Consider the following 18,214-nt stretch of genomic DNA (forward strand, 5'->3'; position numbering starts at 1 on the left):
CTTGAGAGTCATAGTTAGTATCTTTTTGTTGGTTTTCTGTGTTACATCAGAAGCCCAAGTAGCAACAGTCTCCGTAGCAGATAGTCTCTTCGCTACAGGTAACTACATAAAGGCGATTAACCATTATGCGGAAGATGGTTCCATTACTTCTACTTTACAGATTGCTCGGGCCTATAACGCTATTGGCAATTATGAAAAAGCAATTGCGCAGTATCAGAATGTGCTGTCTCAAGATACAACGCTTCAAATTGCAAAATTTGAACTGGGAAAGCTGTATCTGAAAACAAAAGACTTTACGAATGCGGAGGCCCTATTTTTAGAACTGACGCATGCTGCAAGTAACAACCCTGAGTATCATTTTTATTTGGGAGAGACTTTTCGTGAAGAAAAAAAGACGGAGCGTGGTCTGGCGTCTTACAAAAAGGCAGTGGTAATTGATAGTACACATTTAAGAAGTCTGTTTCAATTAGGGAAATATTATGTGGGCCAGAGAGAAAAAGATTCGGCCTTAACATTTATTGATAAGGGACTTCATTTCTATGAAAATGATGTGGCGATGCTCAACTTAAAAGCATTGGCGTATTATAACAATGATGAATACACTAAAGCGCGTCCGTATTTTGAAAAGTTAATAGCATTGGGCGAGCATAAGGAGTATATCTACGAGAAATTGGCCTACTGTTATTTTAAAGAATGGGAGTTTGAGCCGGCAAAGATAAATTATAGAAAGGTGCTGGAGTTGAATGATGAAAATGCCGATGCTTATTTCAATTTGGGTCAGGTGTTTTGGAAAAATCGGCAAGTAGATAGCGCTCAATACTATATTGAAGAATCCATTACGGTTCAAAAGCCCTTTTTGTTAAGAGAATATGTAGCTTTAGCGGGAATCGCAAGGAATAAGGACGATATGAAAACAGCTTTGAAATACTACAAACTGGCACATCAAGAAGACCCGGATGATGCACTGGTCTATCACAATGTTTGTACAGTGGCGGATCAGTATTACAAAGACCCTAAAATCAAATTAACGTATTATGAAAAATTTGACGAGAGATTTGGTGATAAAAACGACTATATGTCCAAAATGGTAAGCAAGCGTATTTCTGAATTAAAAGAGGAAATCCATTATGATGTAAAATAACCACTATCGTTTTTCAATTCCATTTTTTAATTGAAAACTGCCATTTTGGAGTATTTTCCTTGCGGGAATAGCGATTCATAGCACAAACCTCCACAAAAAATCGTAATTTCCGCCTAGAATTTAGGGCAATGCGAAACCTCACAATTTTATGTTTTTTGTTCTTGCTTACCGCATGCAATTGGTCGGCGTCAAAGGAAGAGAAGACCCAAGAATTGGTCAATAAAGAGATATTGAGCATAGATTGGGAAGATGTGGACCAATACCCTCTTTTTGCCGATTGTGATGAAATTGCTTCTAAACAAGAGCAAAAGCAATGCTTTATGGCAACGCTTTTGAAACATTTTTCCAAAACGCTAGAAGAATCGGACTTTGTGGTTGAAGAAGCCGTAAAAGACACTATTTTTGTAGACTTTTTAATGGAGGCTTCAGGGGCCATATCCCTTTTACATATTGATAAAGGTAATATAACCGAAGACCAGCTTCCAGGTTTTGATCAACAAATAGAAAAGAGCCTGAACAGTTTGCCCAAAATTGAACCCGCACTTAAAAGAGGTATTCCGGTTAGGGCAAAATTTAGAATTCCCATAGTGCTTCAATAAATTAAAATATTTGGCAACAGAAAAAATTATACTCGGTATTGACCCAGGTACTACCATTATGGGCTTTGGTCTTATAAAAGTGGTAGGAAAAAAAATGGAGTTCATCCAAATGAACGAATTGATGCTCAAAAAGTATGACGATCACTACACCAAACTTAAACTCATTTTTGAGCGTACCATAGAACTGATAGACACCTATCACCCGGACGAAATTGCCATTGAAGCTCCTTTCTTTGGGAAAAACGTACAATCTATGCTTAAGCTAGGTCGTGCGCAGGGTGTGGCTATGGCTGCCGGACTCTCGCGTGAAATTCCCATTACCGAATATTTGCCAAAAAAAATAAAAATGGCGATTACCGGAAACGGAAACGCCAGTAAAGAACAAGTTGCTAAAATGCTGCAAAGTGTATTAAAGCTAAAAACCTTACCTAAGAATCTTGATAGCACGGATGGCCTTGCTGCAGCAGTTTGCCATTTCTATAACGAAGGGAGGGTAGAAGTTGGTAAAAGTTATACCGGGTGGGACGCTTTTGTAAAGCAGAATGCAAAAAGGGTGAAGAAGTAGGGTAGGAATTAGTATTTAGTACTGAGTATTGAGTAAAGAGTAAAGAGTACTGAGATTCCAACGATGAAATATATAAATAGGAGGAAGTTAGAAGTAGAGATAAAGGATAATTAAACGAAAAAAATCTTGTGTAAAGCATTTCCTGATGGACGTTTTTTAACTTCTACTAACTACTAACTACTAACTACTAACTACTAACTACTAACTACTAACTACTAACTACTAACTACTAAAATCTCAATACTATTTAACCCATGAGCGGCATCTACATTCATATTCCTTTTTGCAAACAGGCTTGTCATTATTGCGACTTCCATTTTTCTACTTCAATGGGGAAGAAAGAGGCTATGGTCCTGGCTTTGCAGAAAGAGCTTTCCTTGAGAAAGGATGAGTTTAAGGATGAGGTGGTAGAAACCATTTATTTTGGGGGAGGAACACCTAGTGTGTTGAAAACTGAAGAAATCCAGTCGATAATTGATTCGGTTTATGAGCACTATTCGGTTTCGGAGCATCCGGAAATTACCTTAGAAGCCAACCCCGATGATTTATCCACGGAGAAAATAATATCTCTTTCCAAGAGTCCTATCAATCGTTTAAGCATAGGGATTCAATCTTTCTTTGAGGCGGATTTAAAGTTGATGAACCGGGCGCACAATGCCAGCGAAGCCGAAAATTGTATAAGGGAAGCCACCACATATTTTGATAATATTTCTATCGATTTAATTTATGGCATTCCGGATATGACCAACGAACGGTGGAGGGAAAATATAGACAAGGCTCTCTCCTTTGGGATTTCACATATCTCCAGTTATGCCCTCACTGTTGAGCCACAAACTGCCCTTGCCAACTTTATTAAAAAAGGCCTGGTAAAGAATGTAGATGATGAGGTGGCACAGGCGCATTTTCATATTTTGTCCGAAACTTTGGAAGCCGCCGGTTTTGAAAGCTACGAGATATCCAATTTTGGGAAGCCCGGATATTTTTCGCGGAACAATACAGCATACTGGCAACAGAAGAAGTATTTGGGCATTGGCCCGTCCGCCCATTCCTATGATGGGGTTAGTAGGGGTTGGAACATCAATAACAACCCAAAATATTTGAAGTCCATTGAAAAAGGGGAGCTCCCTATGGAAACCGAAACATTATCAATGACCGATACCTATAATGAATATGTAATGACAGGCTTGCGAACCATTTGGGGTGTATCGCTTTCTAGAATTGCGTCTGATTTTGGTGAAAAATATCGTGAGTACGCTTTAATGCAGGCCGAAAAACATCTTAAGGATAACTTACTTCATATTAATGGAGACACATTACTGACCACTAAAAAAGGTCGTTTTTTGGCAGATGGTCTCGCATCCGACCTTTTTATGGTAAATTTGGGGTAAATATGAAAGTGAAAATTAGTGCTGTTGTACAGTACGGAAAAGGATAACCGCTTTTAAGTTTTTTAACGCAAGGATTATCCTAAAAATAGAATATTTTTTATGATTGCTACTATAAAACATAGAACAAGAAACTACCCCATAGACCTTACCAAACCCTTGGATATTTCAATAGCCATTAAGGGTGGCGAGCAAAATGTAAGTGCATGGTATGTGGCCCCGCCAACAATTGAGCCGCACGAAGAAAAAGGGTATGTTGGTAAAGTGTCCGAAGGGGCTTCCATCAATTTCAATGATATTTCATTCAACCCGCATGCCCACGGCACACACACGGAATGTGTAGGTCATATTACAGAAGATTTTCATTCTATCAATAAAAACTTAAAACAATTTTTCTTTCTGGCGGAAGTCATTACCATTGCTCCGGAAATGGTAGATAACGACTTTGTGGTTTCAAAAAAGCAGCTTAAATATGCTTTGGGGAACAAAAAGAGAGAGGCCGTGGTTATACGTACCCTGCCTAATATGAAGCAGAAAAAGTCCCGCCAATATTCACATTCAAACCCTCCTTACCTCACAGAAGAGGCTGCCGAGTTTCTTGTAGAAAAAGGTGTGGAGCATTTATTGGTAGACTTACCTTCCGTAGATAAAGAAAAGGATGATGGAGCACTGGTAGCCCATAAAGCTTTCTGGAATTTTGGAGGAAAACTCAGAAAAAAAGCCACTATAACGGAGTTTATTTATGTTTCCAATTCTATTGAAGATGGCACGTATCTGTTAAATATTCAGGTGGCTCCTTTTGAAAATGATGCCAGCCCCAGTAGACCTGTACTTTATAGAATTATACAAAAATGACCAAGTGGCTAAAGGTAGAGGAGTTGGGTATGTTCTTGTTTGGAATATACATGTTCAGTCTTTTGCCATATGCCTGGTGGTGGTTCGTAGTGTTGCTGTTAACTCCGGATTTTAGTATGTTGGGCTATCTTTTGGGGAATAAGTGGGGTGCCGTTTTCTATAATATTTTTCATCACAAAGGAATTGCTCTTGCCATCTATATAATTGGGGTGTATCTTTCGGCACCCGTATTGCAATTGGTAGGGATTATCTTATTTTCGCATGCGGCAATGGACCGTGTTTTTGGCTATGGTCTAAAATATGATAAAGGTTTTAAGTTTACCCACTTGGGGGAAATAGGAAAATAAGAATGGATAATATTTTCGATACTTTTTTAGGTCTTATTCTAGGTGCTATCCTAATGTATTGGGTGTATTCTTATTTTAGGAAGCAAAAAAGTAAAGAACTTACCAAGCACCAATCTACAGTATTGGTAGAAAAAATACAGAGCGTTTGTAAGTTGGTTTCGGTAGAAGGCGATTTTGCAGAAATCTACAGGTACGAGAATATAAAGGAACGCTTTATGAGTTTGGTAAGCAGCAAGAAAAAAGCGCTGCTGGTCATCAATGCCAAGGCACACATTGGTTATGATCTAAAAAAAGTAAGAATAAAGGCCGATGACGAGAATAAAAAAATTATCCTGACCCATTTTCCGGAGCCAGAGATTCTATCCATAGAGCCGGATATTCAGTTTTATGACATTCAGAGTGGTATGTTCAATTTCTTTTCTTCGGATGATTTAACCCTATTGAACAAAGAGGCCAAACAACACATAAGAGAAAAGATTCCGCAGAGTGGACTGATGCAAACTGCCAGGAAAGAGGCTATTCAAGCTGTTTTGTTAATTGAAAAGATAGTAGAGACCATTGGTTGGAAACTAGATTACACGGCTTTGGAGATTACGGAAAAACAAAAAGAAATGCTCGAAGATTAATTTACATATATTAAAAACAACAGACATGAGAACACTTACTATTTCAATACTATTTTTAACACTTGCCATTACCGCTAATGGCCAAACAAAGAATGACATGAGAGAATTTGACCCTAATTTTGCCCATACCGTATACTTTTGGTTTAAAAACCCGGATAGCAAAGAAGACCGAGCTACATTTGAGAAGTCGCTTCAGAAATTTTTGGATAATTCAGCCTATGCCAAAACCAGTTTTATAGGCGTCCCGCCAAAGGCTAGTAGAGATGTGGTAGATGGTTCGTTTACCTACTCGTTAATTGTAACTTTTGAATCTGCTGAAGCGCAGCAGAACTATCAAGACGAAGCTCCTCATAAGGTATTTATAGAGGAATCTAGCGCATTGTGGGAAAAGGTAATCGTTTACGATTCTAAGGGTATACAGTAAGTTTTATGGTCGTTTATAGGTATGCCACGCTGGAAGATGCGTTGGCAATAGCCCAGTTACATACTAAAAGTTGGCAAGAGAATTACCGAGGAGTCTTTAGCGATAATTACTTGGATGAATTGGCTTTTGCCGACCGCCAAAAAGTATGGCGGGATAGACTTGGTACCCCAAGTTTGGACCAAAAGGTAATCTTGGCGGAGAAAGACGGAGTTATGCTTGGTTTTGCGTGCGTATTTTTGAACCAAGACAACACCTATGGTGCCCTATTGGATAATTTGCATGTTTCAGCAGAGACCCAGGGCCTTGGTGTTGGAAGACATTTAATGGCGTGCGTTGCAGATGAGGTAGAAAAAAGTACTTCTGATAAGGGTATGTACTTGTGGGTGCTTGAGGGTAACAAATCGGCACAAGGGTTTTACGACTCTCGCGGAGGAAAACGATTGGAGACCGTAGAAGGGAACGATATTGGGGATACACCTATCATGAAAGTAAGATACCATTGGTTGTCCTTGGAAAAACTGAAAGTACCCCAACAGTAAAGGACCTTAAGAAATGATGAACGTTGAAGTATTTCGGGAGTATTGCATCGCCAAGAAAGGAGTAACAGAGGAATTTCCGTTTGACGAGAAGACCTTGGTATTTAAGGTTATGGGTAAAATGTTCGCTCTTTGTGCTCTGGAAAGGCTTCCACCTCAGGTGAATCTAAAGTGTGATCCAGATAGGGCAATAACACTTCGGGAAGAGTTTGATGGTCATATCATACCTGGCTACCACATGAGCAAAGTTCATTGGAATACGCTTTTGTTGGATAATCTGCCTCCAAAACTAATCACGGAATTGGTAGACCATTCCTATGATTTGGTTATTTCCAAATTTACCAAAAAGCTCAAGGCGGAGTATGATGCTCTTTCTTAGAAAACGTCATCACTTATTTAAAAAATCCGTGTAGGATATATGCAGCAACTAGAATCTTTTTATAACGGTGAGATTGAAAAATACACCAAAGAGTTAGCGCAAATAAAGAAGCTGTTATTTGCTTCGAGTATGCTGCGTTTGGCCATATTTTGTATTGCCGGTTTTGGCGTTTACCTAACTTTAGGAGACGCGAAATGGGTTATGGCCGTAGTGTTGGTAACCATTGTACTTTTTCTTTTTTTGGTAACCAGACATGCCGGACTTCAGTACAAACGAGATAGGCTGTTGGCGTTGCTGGATATTAACCGGACCGAATTAAAAGTATTGCACCGTGACTTTCATGACCTGCCCGAAGGCGATGAGTTTAAGGACCCATTGCATTATTTCAGTCAGGACATAGACTTGTTCGGTAGGGGTTCATTTTTTCAGTATGCCAACCGTACCGCTTTAAAACAAGGGGCGGAAACCTTTGCTGCTCTTTTTAAGGCTAACGAGATAGACGGAATTCCTAAGAAACAGGAAGCTATACAGGAACTCGCCAAAATGCCGGAATGGCGCCAAAACTTTTCGGCAACGGCTTCTTTGGCCAAAACCGAGGGTAAAACGGATGCTATTGTAAAATGGTTGGCGGGTTACGAAGCTTTTGTTCCAAAAATAATACGGTATGTGCCAATGGTGTTTTCCGTAGTTTCCGTGTTATTGTTCGCGCTTTATTTTTTTGATTTTGCTCCGGAATCGGTTTTAGTACTCTGGCTTGTCCTAGGTATGGGCATCACGGGAATCTATACTAAAAAAATCACCAAGCTTGGAGGAGATGCTTCCCAAGTACAGAGCAGTTTTCAACAGTACAACAAATTACTAACGTTGATCGAGGATACGGAATTTACTTCCGATTATCTAAAGCAATTGAAGGGTAACGTGCTTCGGGATAAAGAAAAGACTTCTTTGATCATAGCACAGTTTTCCAAACAGCTCAATAGTCTGGACAAGAACAATAACATTATTTACCTCTTCTTTGGGAACGGTTTTTTTCTTCGCACCTTGACACACTGCTATGAGATTGAAAAATGGATCGGAAAGCATGGTGCTTTTGTAGAAAAATGGTTTGATACTATCGCAATTTTTGACGCATATAACAGTCTGGGCAATTTTGGGTTCAATCATCCGCAGTACAATTATCCAACAATTACTAAGGATGGAGTGGTGCTAAAGTCCACTGGAGCAGGGCATCCATTGCTTAATCCGGAAAAGAGCGTCTTAAATGACTTTCAAATAGATCGGGAACAGTTCTTTATCGTTACCGGAGCTAACATGGCCGGGAAAAGTACTTTTTTACGTACCGTTTCATTACAGATTGTAATGGCCAATGTAGGGCTTCCGCTTTGTGCTAAAGAGGTGGTGTATTCTCCCATAAAATTGATTACCAGCATGCGTACTACGGATTCGTTAACGGATGACGAGTCTTACTTCTTTTCGGAATTAAAACGATTGAAATTCATTGTAGACGAAATTCAGGAGGATCGTTATTTTATTGTCTTGGATGAAATTTTGAAAGGAACCAATAGTACGGATAAGGCAGAGGGTAGCCGGAAATTCGTGGAGCGTTTGGTAGCTTCAAAGTCCACCGGAATTATTGCCACGCATGATTTAAGCCTTTGTGAGGTGGCCGATACATTGCCTCAGGTTGAGAACCATTATTTTGATGCTGAAATCATTAATGATGAACTTCATTTTGATTATAAGTTTAAGGACGGAATTTGCCAGAATATGAATGCTTCGTTCTTGTTGAAGAAAATGGAAATTGTAGAATAGCTAGTCAACTAACAATCAAAAATGGATTCGTTAACCCAGATAGTTTTAGGAGCCGCGGTAGGTGAAGCCGTTTTAGGTAAAAAGGTTGGGAACAAGGCTATGCTCTATGGGGCTATTGCAGGTACTATTCCAGATTTGGACGTCACGGCACGTTTTCTTTTTGATACGGTTACCGCAACCGAAATCCATAGGGGTTTTAGCCATTCCATTTTCTTTTCCTTACTGTTTGCGCCCCTATTTGGATGGCTTATCACCAAGATAGAAAAGAAAAGCGAAGCTACTTTTAAAGATTGGTCTTGGTTAATGTTTTGGGGTATGTTTACACATCCTATATTGGACACCTTTACCACGTGGGGCACCCAGTTGTTTTGGCCCTTTAAAATCCGATTGGCATTTCAGAATATTTTTGTCATAGACCCATTGTACACGGTTCCGTTTATCATTTTCTTGATAATGGCCATGCGACAAAAAAGGACATCGCCCAAACGAAAAAGGTACAATAGGTTGGGGTTAACGGTAAGTACAGTCTATCTGTTGACCACCTTAATTTTAAAGTGGGTTGCCTATAAAGAGTTTCTTTATAATTTAGAAATACAAAGCATATCTTATGAAGCCATAGATACCCGGCCTATGCCGTTCAATTCTCTTTTGTGGACTGCCAATGTAGACGCTGGTGATTCCTACTTGATAGGGTATTATTCTTTTTTTGATACCCAAGAAATTAAATTCACCTCTTACCCTAAGAACCATGAACTTCTTGGAGACTTAAAATCCAATGATAAAGTAGAACGACTTATCGCTATAACCAATGGTTGGTATACGATAACCGAGAAGGCCGGCAAATTATATTTTAATGACCTAAGGTTTGGACTTATTAGTATAGACCCTAAAGAGTCTAAGTTTGCTTTCAGCTACGAACTTAAAAGAGGTAGTGATGGGTTAACTGTTCAAGAAATGCCCAAGTACCGCGCAGATGCCAAACGACTGTTAAGTGCGCTTTGGGAACGTATATGGGGCAACTAGTTTCTTAGGGTCCTGTTCCTGAGCGTAGATACATTGTTTAAACTGTTCATTTGCTGCGGAAATGCTATCATTTGGCGCTTTTTTGTAATCGTTAACATCTTTTTTTTAGGGAGTAACGTATTTTTTTGACGGTTTCACAACAAACAAGAAAATTGAGGTAGTATAATTCTTACCTTTAGTTTATCTTGAAGAAATGACGGATTGAAGAGCTTAAAAGAGAGATAGGTTTTATGGAGGATTTTGCGGGATATAGGGATGAAAGACCAAGTTTAAACTACGTGGAGAACCTCGTAGGTGCTCGTGATTTAGAATTTGAACGCAAATTCGTTACCCTTCTAAAATCCGAATTTTCATGGGACCTTGGTAAATATCTTTACCACATAAAGTTAGATGAACCCAGGGCCGCTGCAGAAATCGTACACAAATTAAAATATAAGATAAGCGTGCTGGGCATGGAAAAGACCTTTGCCTTTGCAGAGGAGCATAAGGAAAGGTTGCATGCGGGAGACGCAGCTTTGGATGAGGACTTTAAAAAAGTACTCAAAAAAATAAATATCTTTTTAGATTTACTGGATTACTAACCTATAATTGCTTCACCTGAAGGTCTCTAAAGGCATCTGCCTGTAATTTTAAAAGTTCCTCGGCTTTTTTCTTTTTGTACGCGTAAACTTCTTCTTCCCGTTTTATCTCATTGTAGATTTTCTCGCTCAGAGCCGTGTCCGCTAAAAGTATTTGTTCTCGTTGTTGTATTTTTTGACGTGCCCATGTATGAACCATACTTTCTTCTTCCTCCAATTTTACATCGTAAGTTCCTTTTGGGGATAACAGTTTGGCAATAATAGGGGAGGTTTCAATAGCAAGAAATAGTAAAAATATAAAGAACGAGGGCCACCACGGCAGCTCATTAAGAGCATTGATCCGGGCCATGAGGCCATCAAAACCATCTATTACAGGTTGGGAATTTTTAACCACATCTGCATATTCTGCATTTAAAGCTGAAATTTCGTTTTCTATTCCCGTTATCTTTTGGGCATTGGTTTCTTTTAGAACATTCAACTCCGCCAAAGCGGCATCGTGTTTCTCACGTTTCTCTTCATAAACTGGGCCTTTACCCAGTTTTAATGTTCCGGAAGTCCCTTCTGCTTCGGTTATATAGGTGTTGTACAAAGCATCCGTTTCAGCTGTTTTGGTTAAAATTTCGTCCTTTAATTGAGTAATATCGGCATTTAGTTTTTCAATGGTTGGGGTGTACTGTAAGGCTAGCTGATTTTTATTGGCCAGTGTCATCTCATTTTTTTGTTCCAATAACACTTGATTTATTTCCTTTTCAAAAATTTTCATTTCCAACGGCTTTGAAATAACTACGGCAATGATAATTGCCAGTAGCAGACGCGGTGCTGCTTGCAAAAGTTCGTTGCCAAAACTATCCCGTTTTTTAATGGTGGAGACAATAAAGCGATCTAGATTAAAAATCAAGAGTCCCCAAATGAGACCAAAGAAAACAGCCGTGTATACATTGTCAAAAACAGTATAGAGAGCATAACTACTGGCAATAAAGGCCATGAGTGCGGTAAAGAATACAGTAGCACCAATACCGGCATATTTGTTCTGTTCGCCTTTAGAACAGGTTTTTAGAATGGAGGTGTCCGCCCCCGAGCAGAGGATAAAAAATTGCTGTACCATGATGTCCGATTTTTTTTGATGATACCCATTGCTGGGCAGATTGATGATGAATTAGACGTAAGTTACGTTTTTTGTTACAAAAAAAGCCTTCTGTTTAGAAGGCTTTAAGACACAAATGGGTTACGGTCAGTTGTTAATTATAATTGGCTTAACGGATAATTTTACCTTGGGTGGTTCATTGTTGCTTGTGCGTGTGTCTATATTTATGCTTTTGTTTTTCTTTAGTAATTGAATGGCCTTTTTAGAACTTATTTCCTTTTCGTCCAAATAGAATACGGCATCTTTAGTGGCCATTTCCTTAACATGCTCCAGAGGCGTTTTTGGTTTTGGTGGACTTTCAGGTCTTACAATGTGAATTCTGTGTTCAAACTTCTCCTCATTAAAAGTAAGGTCTGTAAGCTCTGAAATATGTATATCTTCAAAAGCAACTATTTCTTCCAGTGCGTTTTCCACGGCATGTTCCACAAGTTCCTCAATTTCAATCTTTGCTTCAGGAGGGGTAGGTGGAGTTGGGGGTTCCGGCGGCTCGGGTAAATTTGGAAAAGGCTGGGCACTGGAGCGTTGTTTTGTGCTCATTTGGGCATAGAGGTGAGCCATACGGTCTAATTCTGTCTTTTGGATAAGAATGGCTTTGCCCTTGGCTAACATTTTATTGTATTTTTTGGCCAATCCATTATATTCAGAAATCTCTTCTGCACAAGCTCCTTTTTTATCGCTTTTGTTTTCAGGGCATTCAGGAAATGGCTGTGCTTCGTTTTGTTGTTTTTTGGACATTTTACCATAAATAAGCTCCAAAGTATTTATATCTTCTAGGGATATATTTCTCTTTTCCCTTGGGATAGCATTGTACTTTTTGGCCAATGCGTTATAATGGGCCACTTCCTGCTCAGTGGCTTCGCTTTGATAGGCCTGTACGGCAGAGGTTTCTTTAGGTACGGTAATCTGTTCGCTAAAGCTGAATAGGAGCATGGTAATCAAAGGCAGAACGGCGACACTTCTTAAGACCACCGATTCTTTTGAGGTTGTTTTTTTCATGACTGTAAAACGTTTTTTGATTGATGAATAATTGATGGCGTTAGCCAGACTCGACTGATAATCTTTACCGTTTGTTGATGAGGCAAACGCTAAAAGTATATTTTGATATTTAGGGGTTGGAGTACCTTGGTTAAGAACTGCCTGATCGGCAAGGAATTCATGATTTAGTTTGATCCAGTTTTTTATGATGCATACCAGTGGGTTAAACCAAAAGATAATTTGCAATAGTTCTATAAATAGAATGTCCAAACTGTGCTTTTGTTGGGCATGCGCAGCCTCATGCAGCAGTACTTCTTGGGGAATTTCACTAGCTTCAAATTCTTGTTTGTTCAGGAAAATGTAATTGAAAAAGGTATGGGGTACAGTAATATCACTAAGCAAAACATTAATAAAGGATTGCATCCGTAATTTTGGATTGTTGCGGATGTTAACCAGGATATGTCCTAAATTTTTAAAAAACCGAAAGGAAAAAAGCAACACCCCTAACGAGTATATGAATAGTAAGAGGGTGGTGGTATCCAAACTAACGGACTCTTCTTCGCCTGCAGGCATTGCCATCTGGTTTGATGCCGTTGTAACGTGGTCTATTTCATGGGCCAAAGAAGGAACTTCTACATACTCCACAAAGGTTATTGATGGAATTACAATGGACAGTACTAAGGCCAGAAGAAGATATATGCGTTTAAAACCGTGCATACGCTCATTCTCTAAAACTAACTTATAGAAAGCCATAAATAGGGCCAAGCAAGCGGTAGATTTTAGTAGGAAGAGAACCATGGTTATCGCTTTTTAATTTCGTTGTCTATGAGATTTCTTAAATCTTCAAGCTCCTTTCTGCTCAAGTCCGTTTCTTTGGTAAAGAAAGAAGCAAATTGCCCCGGACTATCATTAAAAAAGTTTTTAATGAGTCCGTTTACGTGTTTGGAGAAGTAGTCTTTTTTTCTGACCAATGGATAGTATTCACGGGATCGCCCTAAACTTTTGTAGGCCACAAAACCCTTGTCCGTCATTCTTTTTAAAAGGGTTGCTACGGTTGTAGTAGCGGGTTTTGGCTCAGGGTATGCATCCAATAGGTCTTTCATGAAAGCTTTCTTTTGCTTCCATAAAATATTCATAAGTTCTTCTTCTGTTTTGGATAATTGCATAATACGCTACATTTGTATTCTACAAACATAGAGCATAAAGTTTTATTCTACAAACGTAGAGTTGTTAATTGTTAGTTAATGTAATTTTGAACATGCGTTAGGGATAGTAATGGAAAGCCCGCATTAGCTTTTTTGCTAAGCGTACTTGTAATGTATAGCCCGGCCCGCTTTTTAGCGGGAACGTCCTTCTTGGGATTTAAGGGATAAAAAGGGCAGTACTGTGGGACGTATTAGGGTTGAAAACTTTACATTTGGCCCCATATTTAAACGTTATGAGTGTACTTGAAGAATTAAAGGGTAGAAGTGGCAATACCTGTGAACTATGTGGTGCCACCAATGAACTTAGTGTGTACGAGGTGCCACCTGTTTCTACGGGTGGGATTGATGGTAGCCTACTGGCGTGTGCTACGTGCACTGGCCAGATTGAAAATCCTGATACTACGGATGCCAACCACTGGCGCTGTTTGAACGATAGCATGTGGAGCGAGTACGATGCTGTAAAGGTAGTGGCCTGGCGTATGCTTTCCCGTTTAAAAGCGGAGGGTTGGCCTAAAGACTTGTTGGATATGATGTATCTAGAAGATGCAACTTTGGAATGGGCGAAAGCTACCGGAGAAGGTTTGTCCGAAGCCGAAAAAATCATTCACCGGGATGTGAACGGGGTTATCTTGGAGAACGGTGATAATGTTGTGCTCGTAAAGGACCTTAAAGTAAAAGGTTCTAGTATGGTAGCCAAGCAAGGAACACCTGTACGTAGGATTTCTTTAGATCGTGAAAATGCCGAATATATTGAAGGTAAGGTTGATGGTCAACAAATTGTGATTATTACCAAATATGTAAAGAAAACATAATCAAAAGATATAATGTTAATAAAAATGTTGAAACCTTATTTAGAATCATTCTAAATAAGGTTTCGTTTTTCGTATCTTTGAGATATGATAAAATTTATCAAAAAGCCTCAATCCTTTAGAAGGAAGTGGCTTAAATACGGCTGGATAGTCAGTGTTTTGAAAACATGCTATGTGATTATCCGATTCGGTATTGATAAAATACTGTAATCAATGTAAAAAGTTCTCTGTTCCCGCAGAGAGCTTTTTTCATATGTCAAATTTATGGAATAAAATTCAAAGTTAATAAGCCTTATTCTTGAAATTCAGTAAAATATTTATAAAAATAAGGTATGGTCTCTATGCCTTTTAGATAGTTCCAAACTCCAAAATGTTCATTGGGCGAATGAATGGCATCGCTATCCAACCCAAAGCCCATAAGAATGGTCTTACTGTTCAGTTCTTTCTCGAACAGTGCTACAATAGGAATACTACCACCACTGCGCTGTGGAATAGGCTTTTTGCTAAAAGTGGTTTCGTAGGCTTTGGAAGCCGCTTGATAGCCAATTGTGTCAATTGGTGTAACATACCCTTGTCCGCCGTGGTGCGGTTTTACCTTTACGGTAACCCCTTTTGGGGCAATGCTTTCAAAATGGGTTTTGAACAATTGGGTGATTTCCTGCCAATCTTGGTTGGGGACCAAACGCATAGAAATTTTGGCGTAGGCCTTACTGGCTATGACCGTTTTTGCACCTTCGCCTGTATAACCGCCCCAAATGCCGTTTACATCTAGCGTGGGCCGAATGCTGTTTCGCTCGTTGGTGCTGTAGCCGTTTTCGCCGTCTACGGAAGTGATATCCAATGCTTTTTCATAGGCTTCTAGACTGAACGGAGCCTTGGCCATTTCTGCGCGTTCTTCTAACGAAAGGTTCTCTACCTTGTCATAAAAACCGGGAATGGTAATATGGTTGTTCTCATCATGGAGCGAAGCGATCATTTTGGTAAGCGCGTTTATAGGATTAGCAACGGCACCACCGTACAGCCCGGAATGCAGGTCTCTGTTAGGTCCGGTAACCTCTACCTCTACATAACTTAGTCCGCGTAGTCCTGTGGTAATGGAAGGAACATCGTTTGCGATCATTCCGGTATCGGAAATCAATATAATGTCATTGGCAAGCTTTTCACGATTGTTGGCTACAAAAACTGCTAAATTGTTACTGCCCACTTCTTCCTCTCCCTCGATCATAAATTTCACATTGCAGGGCAGTTGGTCGGTTTTCACCATAAATTCCAATGCCTTAACGTGCATATACATCTGGCCTTTATCATCACAGGCTCCACGGGCAAAAATAGCGCCCTCTGGGTGTAGTTCCGTTTTTTTGATTATCGGTTCGAACGGAGGCGAGTTCCAAAGGTCTATCGGGTCCGGTGGTTGCACATCATAATGACCATAAACAAGAACCGTTGGAAGGTTGGGGTCTATTGTTTTTTCGCCATAGACGATGGGATAACCATCCGTCTCACATATTTCTACCGTATCGCACCCGGCATTTTCCAGCGCGGTCTTTACTGCTTCCGAGGTGTCAAAAACATCTTGGGAGAAGGCGGAATCCGCGCTTACCGACGGAATACGAAGGAGTTGTATAAGTTCATCTAAGAACCTTTGCTTATTATCTGTAATATATTCTTGTACGTTTTGCATGTAGCAAATTTAGAGTGTAAATTAAAAATACGAAAAAGAACGTTTTTAAATGGCGGAAAATTTAGAGAATTAAAATTTTGCATTATATTTGCATCCCAATTTGATTGGGAGATGCAGGCGTGGTGGAATTGGTAGACACGCTAGACTTAGGATCTAGTGCCGCAAGGTGTGAGAGTTCGAGTCTCTCCGCCTGTACAAGTACAAAACCTCAACTATCTATACATTAGAATGTTGAGGTTTTTTTGTATAGTAATATTTCTTAACCTTATTTTTCGGACGCTAGGATTTTTTGTTTTTCTGCTTCGTATTCATCCTTATTTATTACACCATCGTCATAAAGGTCTTTTAGTTTTTTAAGTTTATCATACTTGTCGGACTCATTTATAACTACTGGAGAAGTAGAAGATGTTTGAGTACATGGTGTAACCTCACATGTTCTAATTGCGTTTATAATATCTACATGTATTAAGCCAAGCCCTTTTTTGGCAACAATATTAACTCCTGTTCTTTTCTTTCCGCTATATTTTTCTATACCTATTATCTTAAAAAGACTATTAGCTAAATGTCTACCACCTCTTTTATCGTCACCTGAAACCAATGGCATAGTTACGTAATTAAAAGTGCCATCCGTATCAGAACCTACGTTAAGTGTGATTTTATCTTTTAACTTGTAGGTTACGCCATTATCTGCTTTATAGACTCCTATTTGCTTTTTTTGTGCGTTTACGGAAACTATGATTAGTAAAAAAATAAATGCTAAATTCCTCATTGTTAAATGGTTTGGGTTGCAGAAGCAATATTACAAATAATCCAAAGTAAAAGCTTACAGAATTTCGTAAATAACAAAAGTCTGTTGTCAAATAAAAAATAGATTAAAGTGAGAAAATCAGATGGACATTGCCATAGGTAAATTCTCATAAATTTTTTCTGAGCTTTCAGACTTATCTAAACCTAGCTTTGTGCCGATGCTACTCTAAGTTTTTTGGTTTTCTTGTACGTACGTCCATACCATAATAGTACACCGGTAACTGGTAAACTGGCGGTGAGAAGTCCAACGATAAAAACAATAATTTTGCCCACAATGCCTCCAATGGCACCAATGTGAATATCGTAGTTCATCCGGAGAATTTTATCCGAAACGTCCGCATTGCTGTATTTCCCATAAATACTAGGGGTTTCAATCTCTTCTAACGTATTCTGGTCAAAGAACCTAAAATCGGAATCATAAAAAAGACCATCACTGTTGGATACTTCTATATATACACTGGATTTTTCGGAATCCGGATAATGCAATTCAAAGCTTTTGGCTTCAGGAGACTCTTTTTGGAGCTTTACGATGAGCCTGTCTATTGGTAGTACATCGGTATTGGCGGCAAGGGCTTCGCTATTATTTTCGGGAATGATAAAACGGGCTTCTTTTTCGCCTCCTACCATTTTGTACATTCCGTATTGGAGCCAACCGTAAGAAAGAATGGAGCCGGTCAAGGCCAGGACAAAAGCCAAGGAACAGATATAGAATCCTATAATGGAATGTAGGTCAAAGTTCTTACGCTTCCATCGTGTGGTTTCTTTCCAATCAAACTTTAGCCTTTGTTTTAGGTTTTTACGCTTTTTGGGTATCCATAAAATTACTCCGGAAATAATGATGAGCATAAAAAGTAGAATAGAAATCCCAACCACTTGTTCGCCAATAGCCTTGGGTAGCCACAAGCGCATATGTCCTTTTAGAATAAAGGCAAAAAATCCTGTAAGATGGTTGTCTACTTGAATAAGTTCTCCCGTGTACGGATTTAGAAAAACACTTTGGTAAAATTCTGGTTCGGCATCGTAGAAAATAACCTCAATGGCATCATCTTTTTGTCCAAAGACAGTACCATGTACATGGTTGTCCGGAAAAATTTCCTTGGCCAATGCCCTTGCTTTTGTAGGAGTTAGCATTGCGGCCTCTTGGGGCGTAACCTTTTTATATCCGTCATACAGACTTTCAATTTCTTCCCTAAAGGTCCAACAACATCCGGTTACAGCAACAATAAAAACCACCAGACCTGTAGCTAGACCAATAACTTTGTGAAGTGTAAGAATTGAATTTCTATATTTCATAATGCTGTTTATATAAATAGATTATCACCC

The 18,214-nt window shown here is 39.3% G+C and carries 20 protein-coding genes and 1 tRNA gene; 15 read left to right on the top strand and 6 right to left on the bottom strand.

The window, feature by feature from the left end; all coding sequences use genetic code 11:
• The first annotated feature begins 1 nt into the window (after position 1).
• From Q4597_RS05220 to Q4597_RS05280, 13 genes are all read left to right on the top strand, one after another.
• The gene (locus Q4597_RS05220) at positions 2-1,141 is read left to right on the top strand and encodes a lipopolysaccharide assembly protein LapB (protein ID WP_303405079.1); all 1,140 of its coding nucleotides are present in this window, start codon (positions 2-4) and stop codon (positions 1,139-1,141) included.
• Positions 1,142-1,269: 128 nt separating this feature from the next.
• Complete coding sequence (locus Q4597_RS05225; RefSeq protein ID WP_289061430.1) at positions 1,270-1,740, top strand: hypothetical protein; 471 nt, start codon at positions 1,270-1,272, stop codon at positions 1,738-1,740.
• Positions 1,741-1,750: 10 nt separating this feature from the next.
• On the top strand, positions 1,751-2,305 hold the full coding sequence (gene ruvC, locus Q4597_RS05230; protein WP_215913029.1) for a crossover junction endodeoxyribonuclease RuvC: 555 nt from the start codon (positions 1,751-1,753) through the stop codon (positions 2,303-2,305).
• Between the two features lie 254 nt (positions 2,306-2,559).
• Complete coding sequence (gene hemW, locus Q4597_RS05235; protein WP_303405083.1) at positions 2,560-3,693, top strand: radical SAM family heme chaperone HemW; 1,134 nt, start codon at positions 2,560-2,562, stop codon at positions 3,691-3,693.
• A gap of 99 nt (positions 3,694-3,792) precedes the next feature.
• Positions 3,793-4,545 carry a cyclase family protein gene (locus Q4597_RS05240; RefSeq protein WP_215913027.1) on the top strand — a complete coding sequence of 251 codons (753 nt, stop codon included), beginning with the start codon at positions 3,793-3,795 and terminating at the stop codon, positions 4,543-4,545.
• Positions 4,542-4,892, top strand: a complete 351-nt coding sequence (locus Q4597_RS05245; protein ID WP_289038702.1) for a DUF4260 domain-containing protein — start codon at positions 4,542-4,544, stop codon at positions 4,890-4,892. Before Q4597_RS05240 ends, Q4597_RS05245 begins: the two co-directional genes overlap by 4 nt.
• 2 nt (positions 4,893-4,894) lie before the next feature.
• Positions 4,895-5,518, top strand: coding sequence for a DUF4230 domain-containing protein (locus Q4597_RS05250; RefSeq protein ID WP_215438581.1), 624 nt, complete (start codon positions 4,895-4,897; stop codon positions 5,516-5,518).
• A 25-nt stretch (positions 5,519-5,543) separates the two neighbouring features.
• Positions 5,544-5,942 carry a Dabb family protein gene (locus Q4597_RS05255; protein ID WP_215438580.1) on the top strand — a complete coding sequence of 133 codons (399 nt, stop codon included), beginning with the start codon at positions 5,544-5,546 and terminating at the stop codon, positions 5,940-5,942.
• A gap of 5 nt (positions 5,943-5,947) precedes the next feature.
• On the top strand, positions 5,948-6,481 hold the full coding sequence (locus Q4597_RS05260) for a GNAT family N-acetyltransferase (RefSeq protein ID WP_303405089.1): 534 nt from the start codon (positions 5,948-5,950) through the stop codon (positions 6,479-6,481).
• A 16-nt stretch (positions 6,482-6,497) separates the two neighbouring features.
• Entirely contained in the window at positions 6,498-6,857 is a 360-nt protein-coding gene (locus tag Q4597_RS05265; RefSeq protein WP_303405534.1) for an MmcQ/YjbR family DNA-binding protein, read from the top strand.
• Between the two features lie 39 nt (positions 6,858-6,896).
• On the top strand, positions 6,897-8,669 hold the full coding sequence (locus tag Q4597_RS05270; RefSeq protein ID WP_303405091.1) for a MutS-related protein: 1,773 nt from the start codon (positions 6,897-6,899) through the stop codon (positions 8,667-8,669).
• Positions 8,670-8,690: 21 nt separating this feature from the next.
• The gene (locus Q4597_RS05275) at positions 8,691-9,692 is read left to right on the top strand and encodes a metal-dependent hydrolase (protein ID WP_303405093.1); all 1,002 of its coding nucleotides are present in this window, start codon (positions 8,691-8,693) and stop codon (positions 9,690-9,692) included.
• Positions 9,693-9,922: 230 nt separating this feature from the next.
• Positions 9,923-10,273 carry an Hpt domain-containing protein gene (locus Q4597_RS05280; RefSeq protein WP_303405096.1) on the top strand — a complete coding sequence of 117 codons (351 nt, stop codon included), beginning with the start codon at positions 9,923-9,925 and terminating at the stop codon, positions 10,271-10,273.
• A gap of 1 nt (position 10,274) precedes the next feature.
• Here Q4597_RS05280 and Q4597_RS05285 read toward each other — a convergent pair whose 3' ends face one another.
• From Q4597_RS05285 to Q4597_RS05295, 3 genes are all read right to left on the bottom strand, one after another.
• Positions 10,275-11,375, bottom strand: a complete 1,101-nt coding sequence (locus Q4597_RS05285; protein ID WP_303405097.1) for a DUF4407 domain-containing protein — start codon at positions 11,373-11,375, stop codon at positions 10,275-10,277.
• A gap of 126 nt (positions 11,376-11,501) precedes the next feature.
• The gene (locus Q4597_RS05290) at positions 11,502-13,187 is read right to left on the bottom strand and encodes a M56 family metallopeptidase (protein ID WP_303405099.1); all 1,686 of its coding nucleotides are present in this window, start codon (positions 13,185-13,187) and stop codon (positions 11,502-11,504) included.
• Positions 13,188-13,189: 2 nt separating this feature from the next.
• Positions 13,190-13,555 (bottom strand): BlaI/MecI/CopY family transcriptional regulator, encoded by a 366-nt coding sequence (locus Q4597_RS05295; protein ID WP_215913018.1) that lies wholly within the window; start codon positions 13,553-13,555, stop codon positions 13,190-13,192.
• 272 nt (positions 13,556-13,827) lie between these two features.
• Between Q4597_RS05295 and Q4597_RS05300 the strand changes: the two genes are divergently transcribed.
• Complete coding sequence (locus Q4597_RS05300; RefSeq protein ID WP_303405101.1) at positions 13,828-14,406, top strand: alkylphosphonate utilization protein; 579 nt, start codon at positions 13,828-13,830, stop codon at positions 14,404-14,406.
• A gap of 289 nt (positions 14,407-14,695) precedes the next feature.
• On the opposite strand, the gene Q4597_RS05305 is transcribed toward Q4597_RS05300, so the two are convergent.
• Positions 14,696-16,084, bottom strand: coding sequence for a dipeptidase (locus Q4597_RS05305; protein WP_303405103.1), 1,389 nt, complete (start codon positions 16,082-16,084; stop codon positions 14,696-14,698).
• A gap of 113 nt (positions 16,085-16,197) precedes the next feature.
• On the opposite strand from Q4597_RS05305, the gene Q4597_RS05310 reads away from it, so the two are divergent.
• A tRNA-Leu gene (locus tag Q4597_RS05310) sits at positions 16,198-16,279 on the top strand.
• A 70-nt stretch (positions 16,280-16,349) separates the two neighbouring features.
• On the opposite strand, the gene Q4597_RS05315 is transcribed toward Q4597_RS05310, so the two are convergent.
• Together Q4597_RS05315 and Q4597_RS05320 are read right to left on the bottom strand one after the other, a co-directional pair.
• Positions 16,350-16,853 carry an SHOCT domain-containing protein gene (locus tag Q4597_RS05315; RefSeq protein WP_303405105.1) on the bottom strand — a complete coding sequence of 168 codons (504 nt, stop codon included), beginning with the start codon at positions 16,851-16,853 and terminating at the stop codon, positions 16,350-16,352.
• A 182-nt stretch (positions 16,854-17,035) separates the two neighbouring features.
• The gene (locus Q4597_RS05320; protein ID WP_303405107.1) at positions 17,036-18,184 is read right to left on the bottom strand and encodes a PepSY domain-containing protein; all 1,149 of its coding nucleotides are present in this window, start codon (positions 18,182-18,184) and stop codon (positions 17,036-17,038) included.
• Positions 18,185-18,214: the final 30 nt, after the last annotated feature.

The organism is Zobellia sp. 1_MG-2023 (assembly GCF_030549125.1).
GTDB classification, from domain to species: Bacteria; Bacteroidota; Bacteroidia; order Flavobacteriales; family Flavobacteriaceae; genus Zobellia; species Zobellia russellii.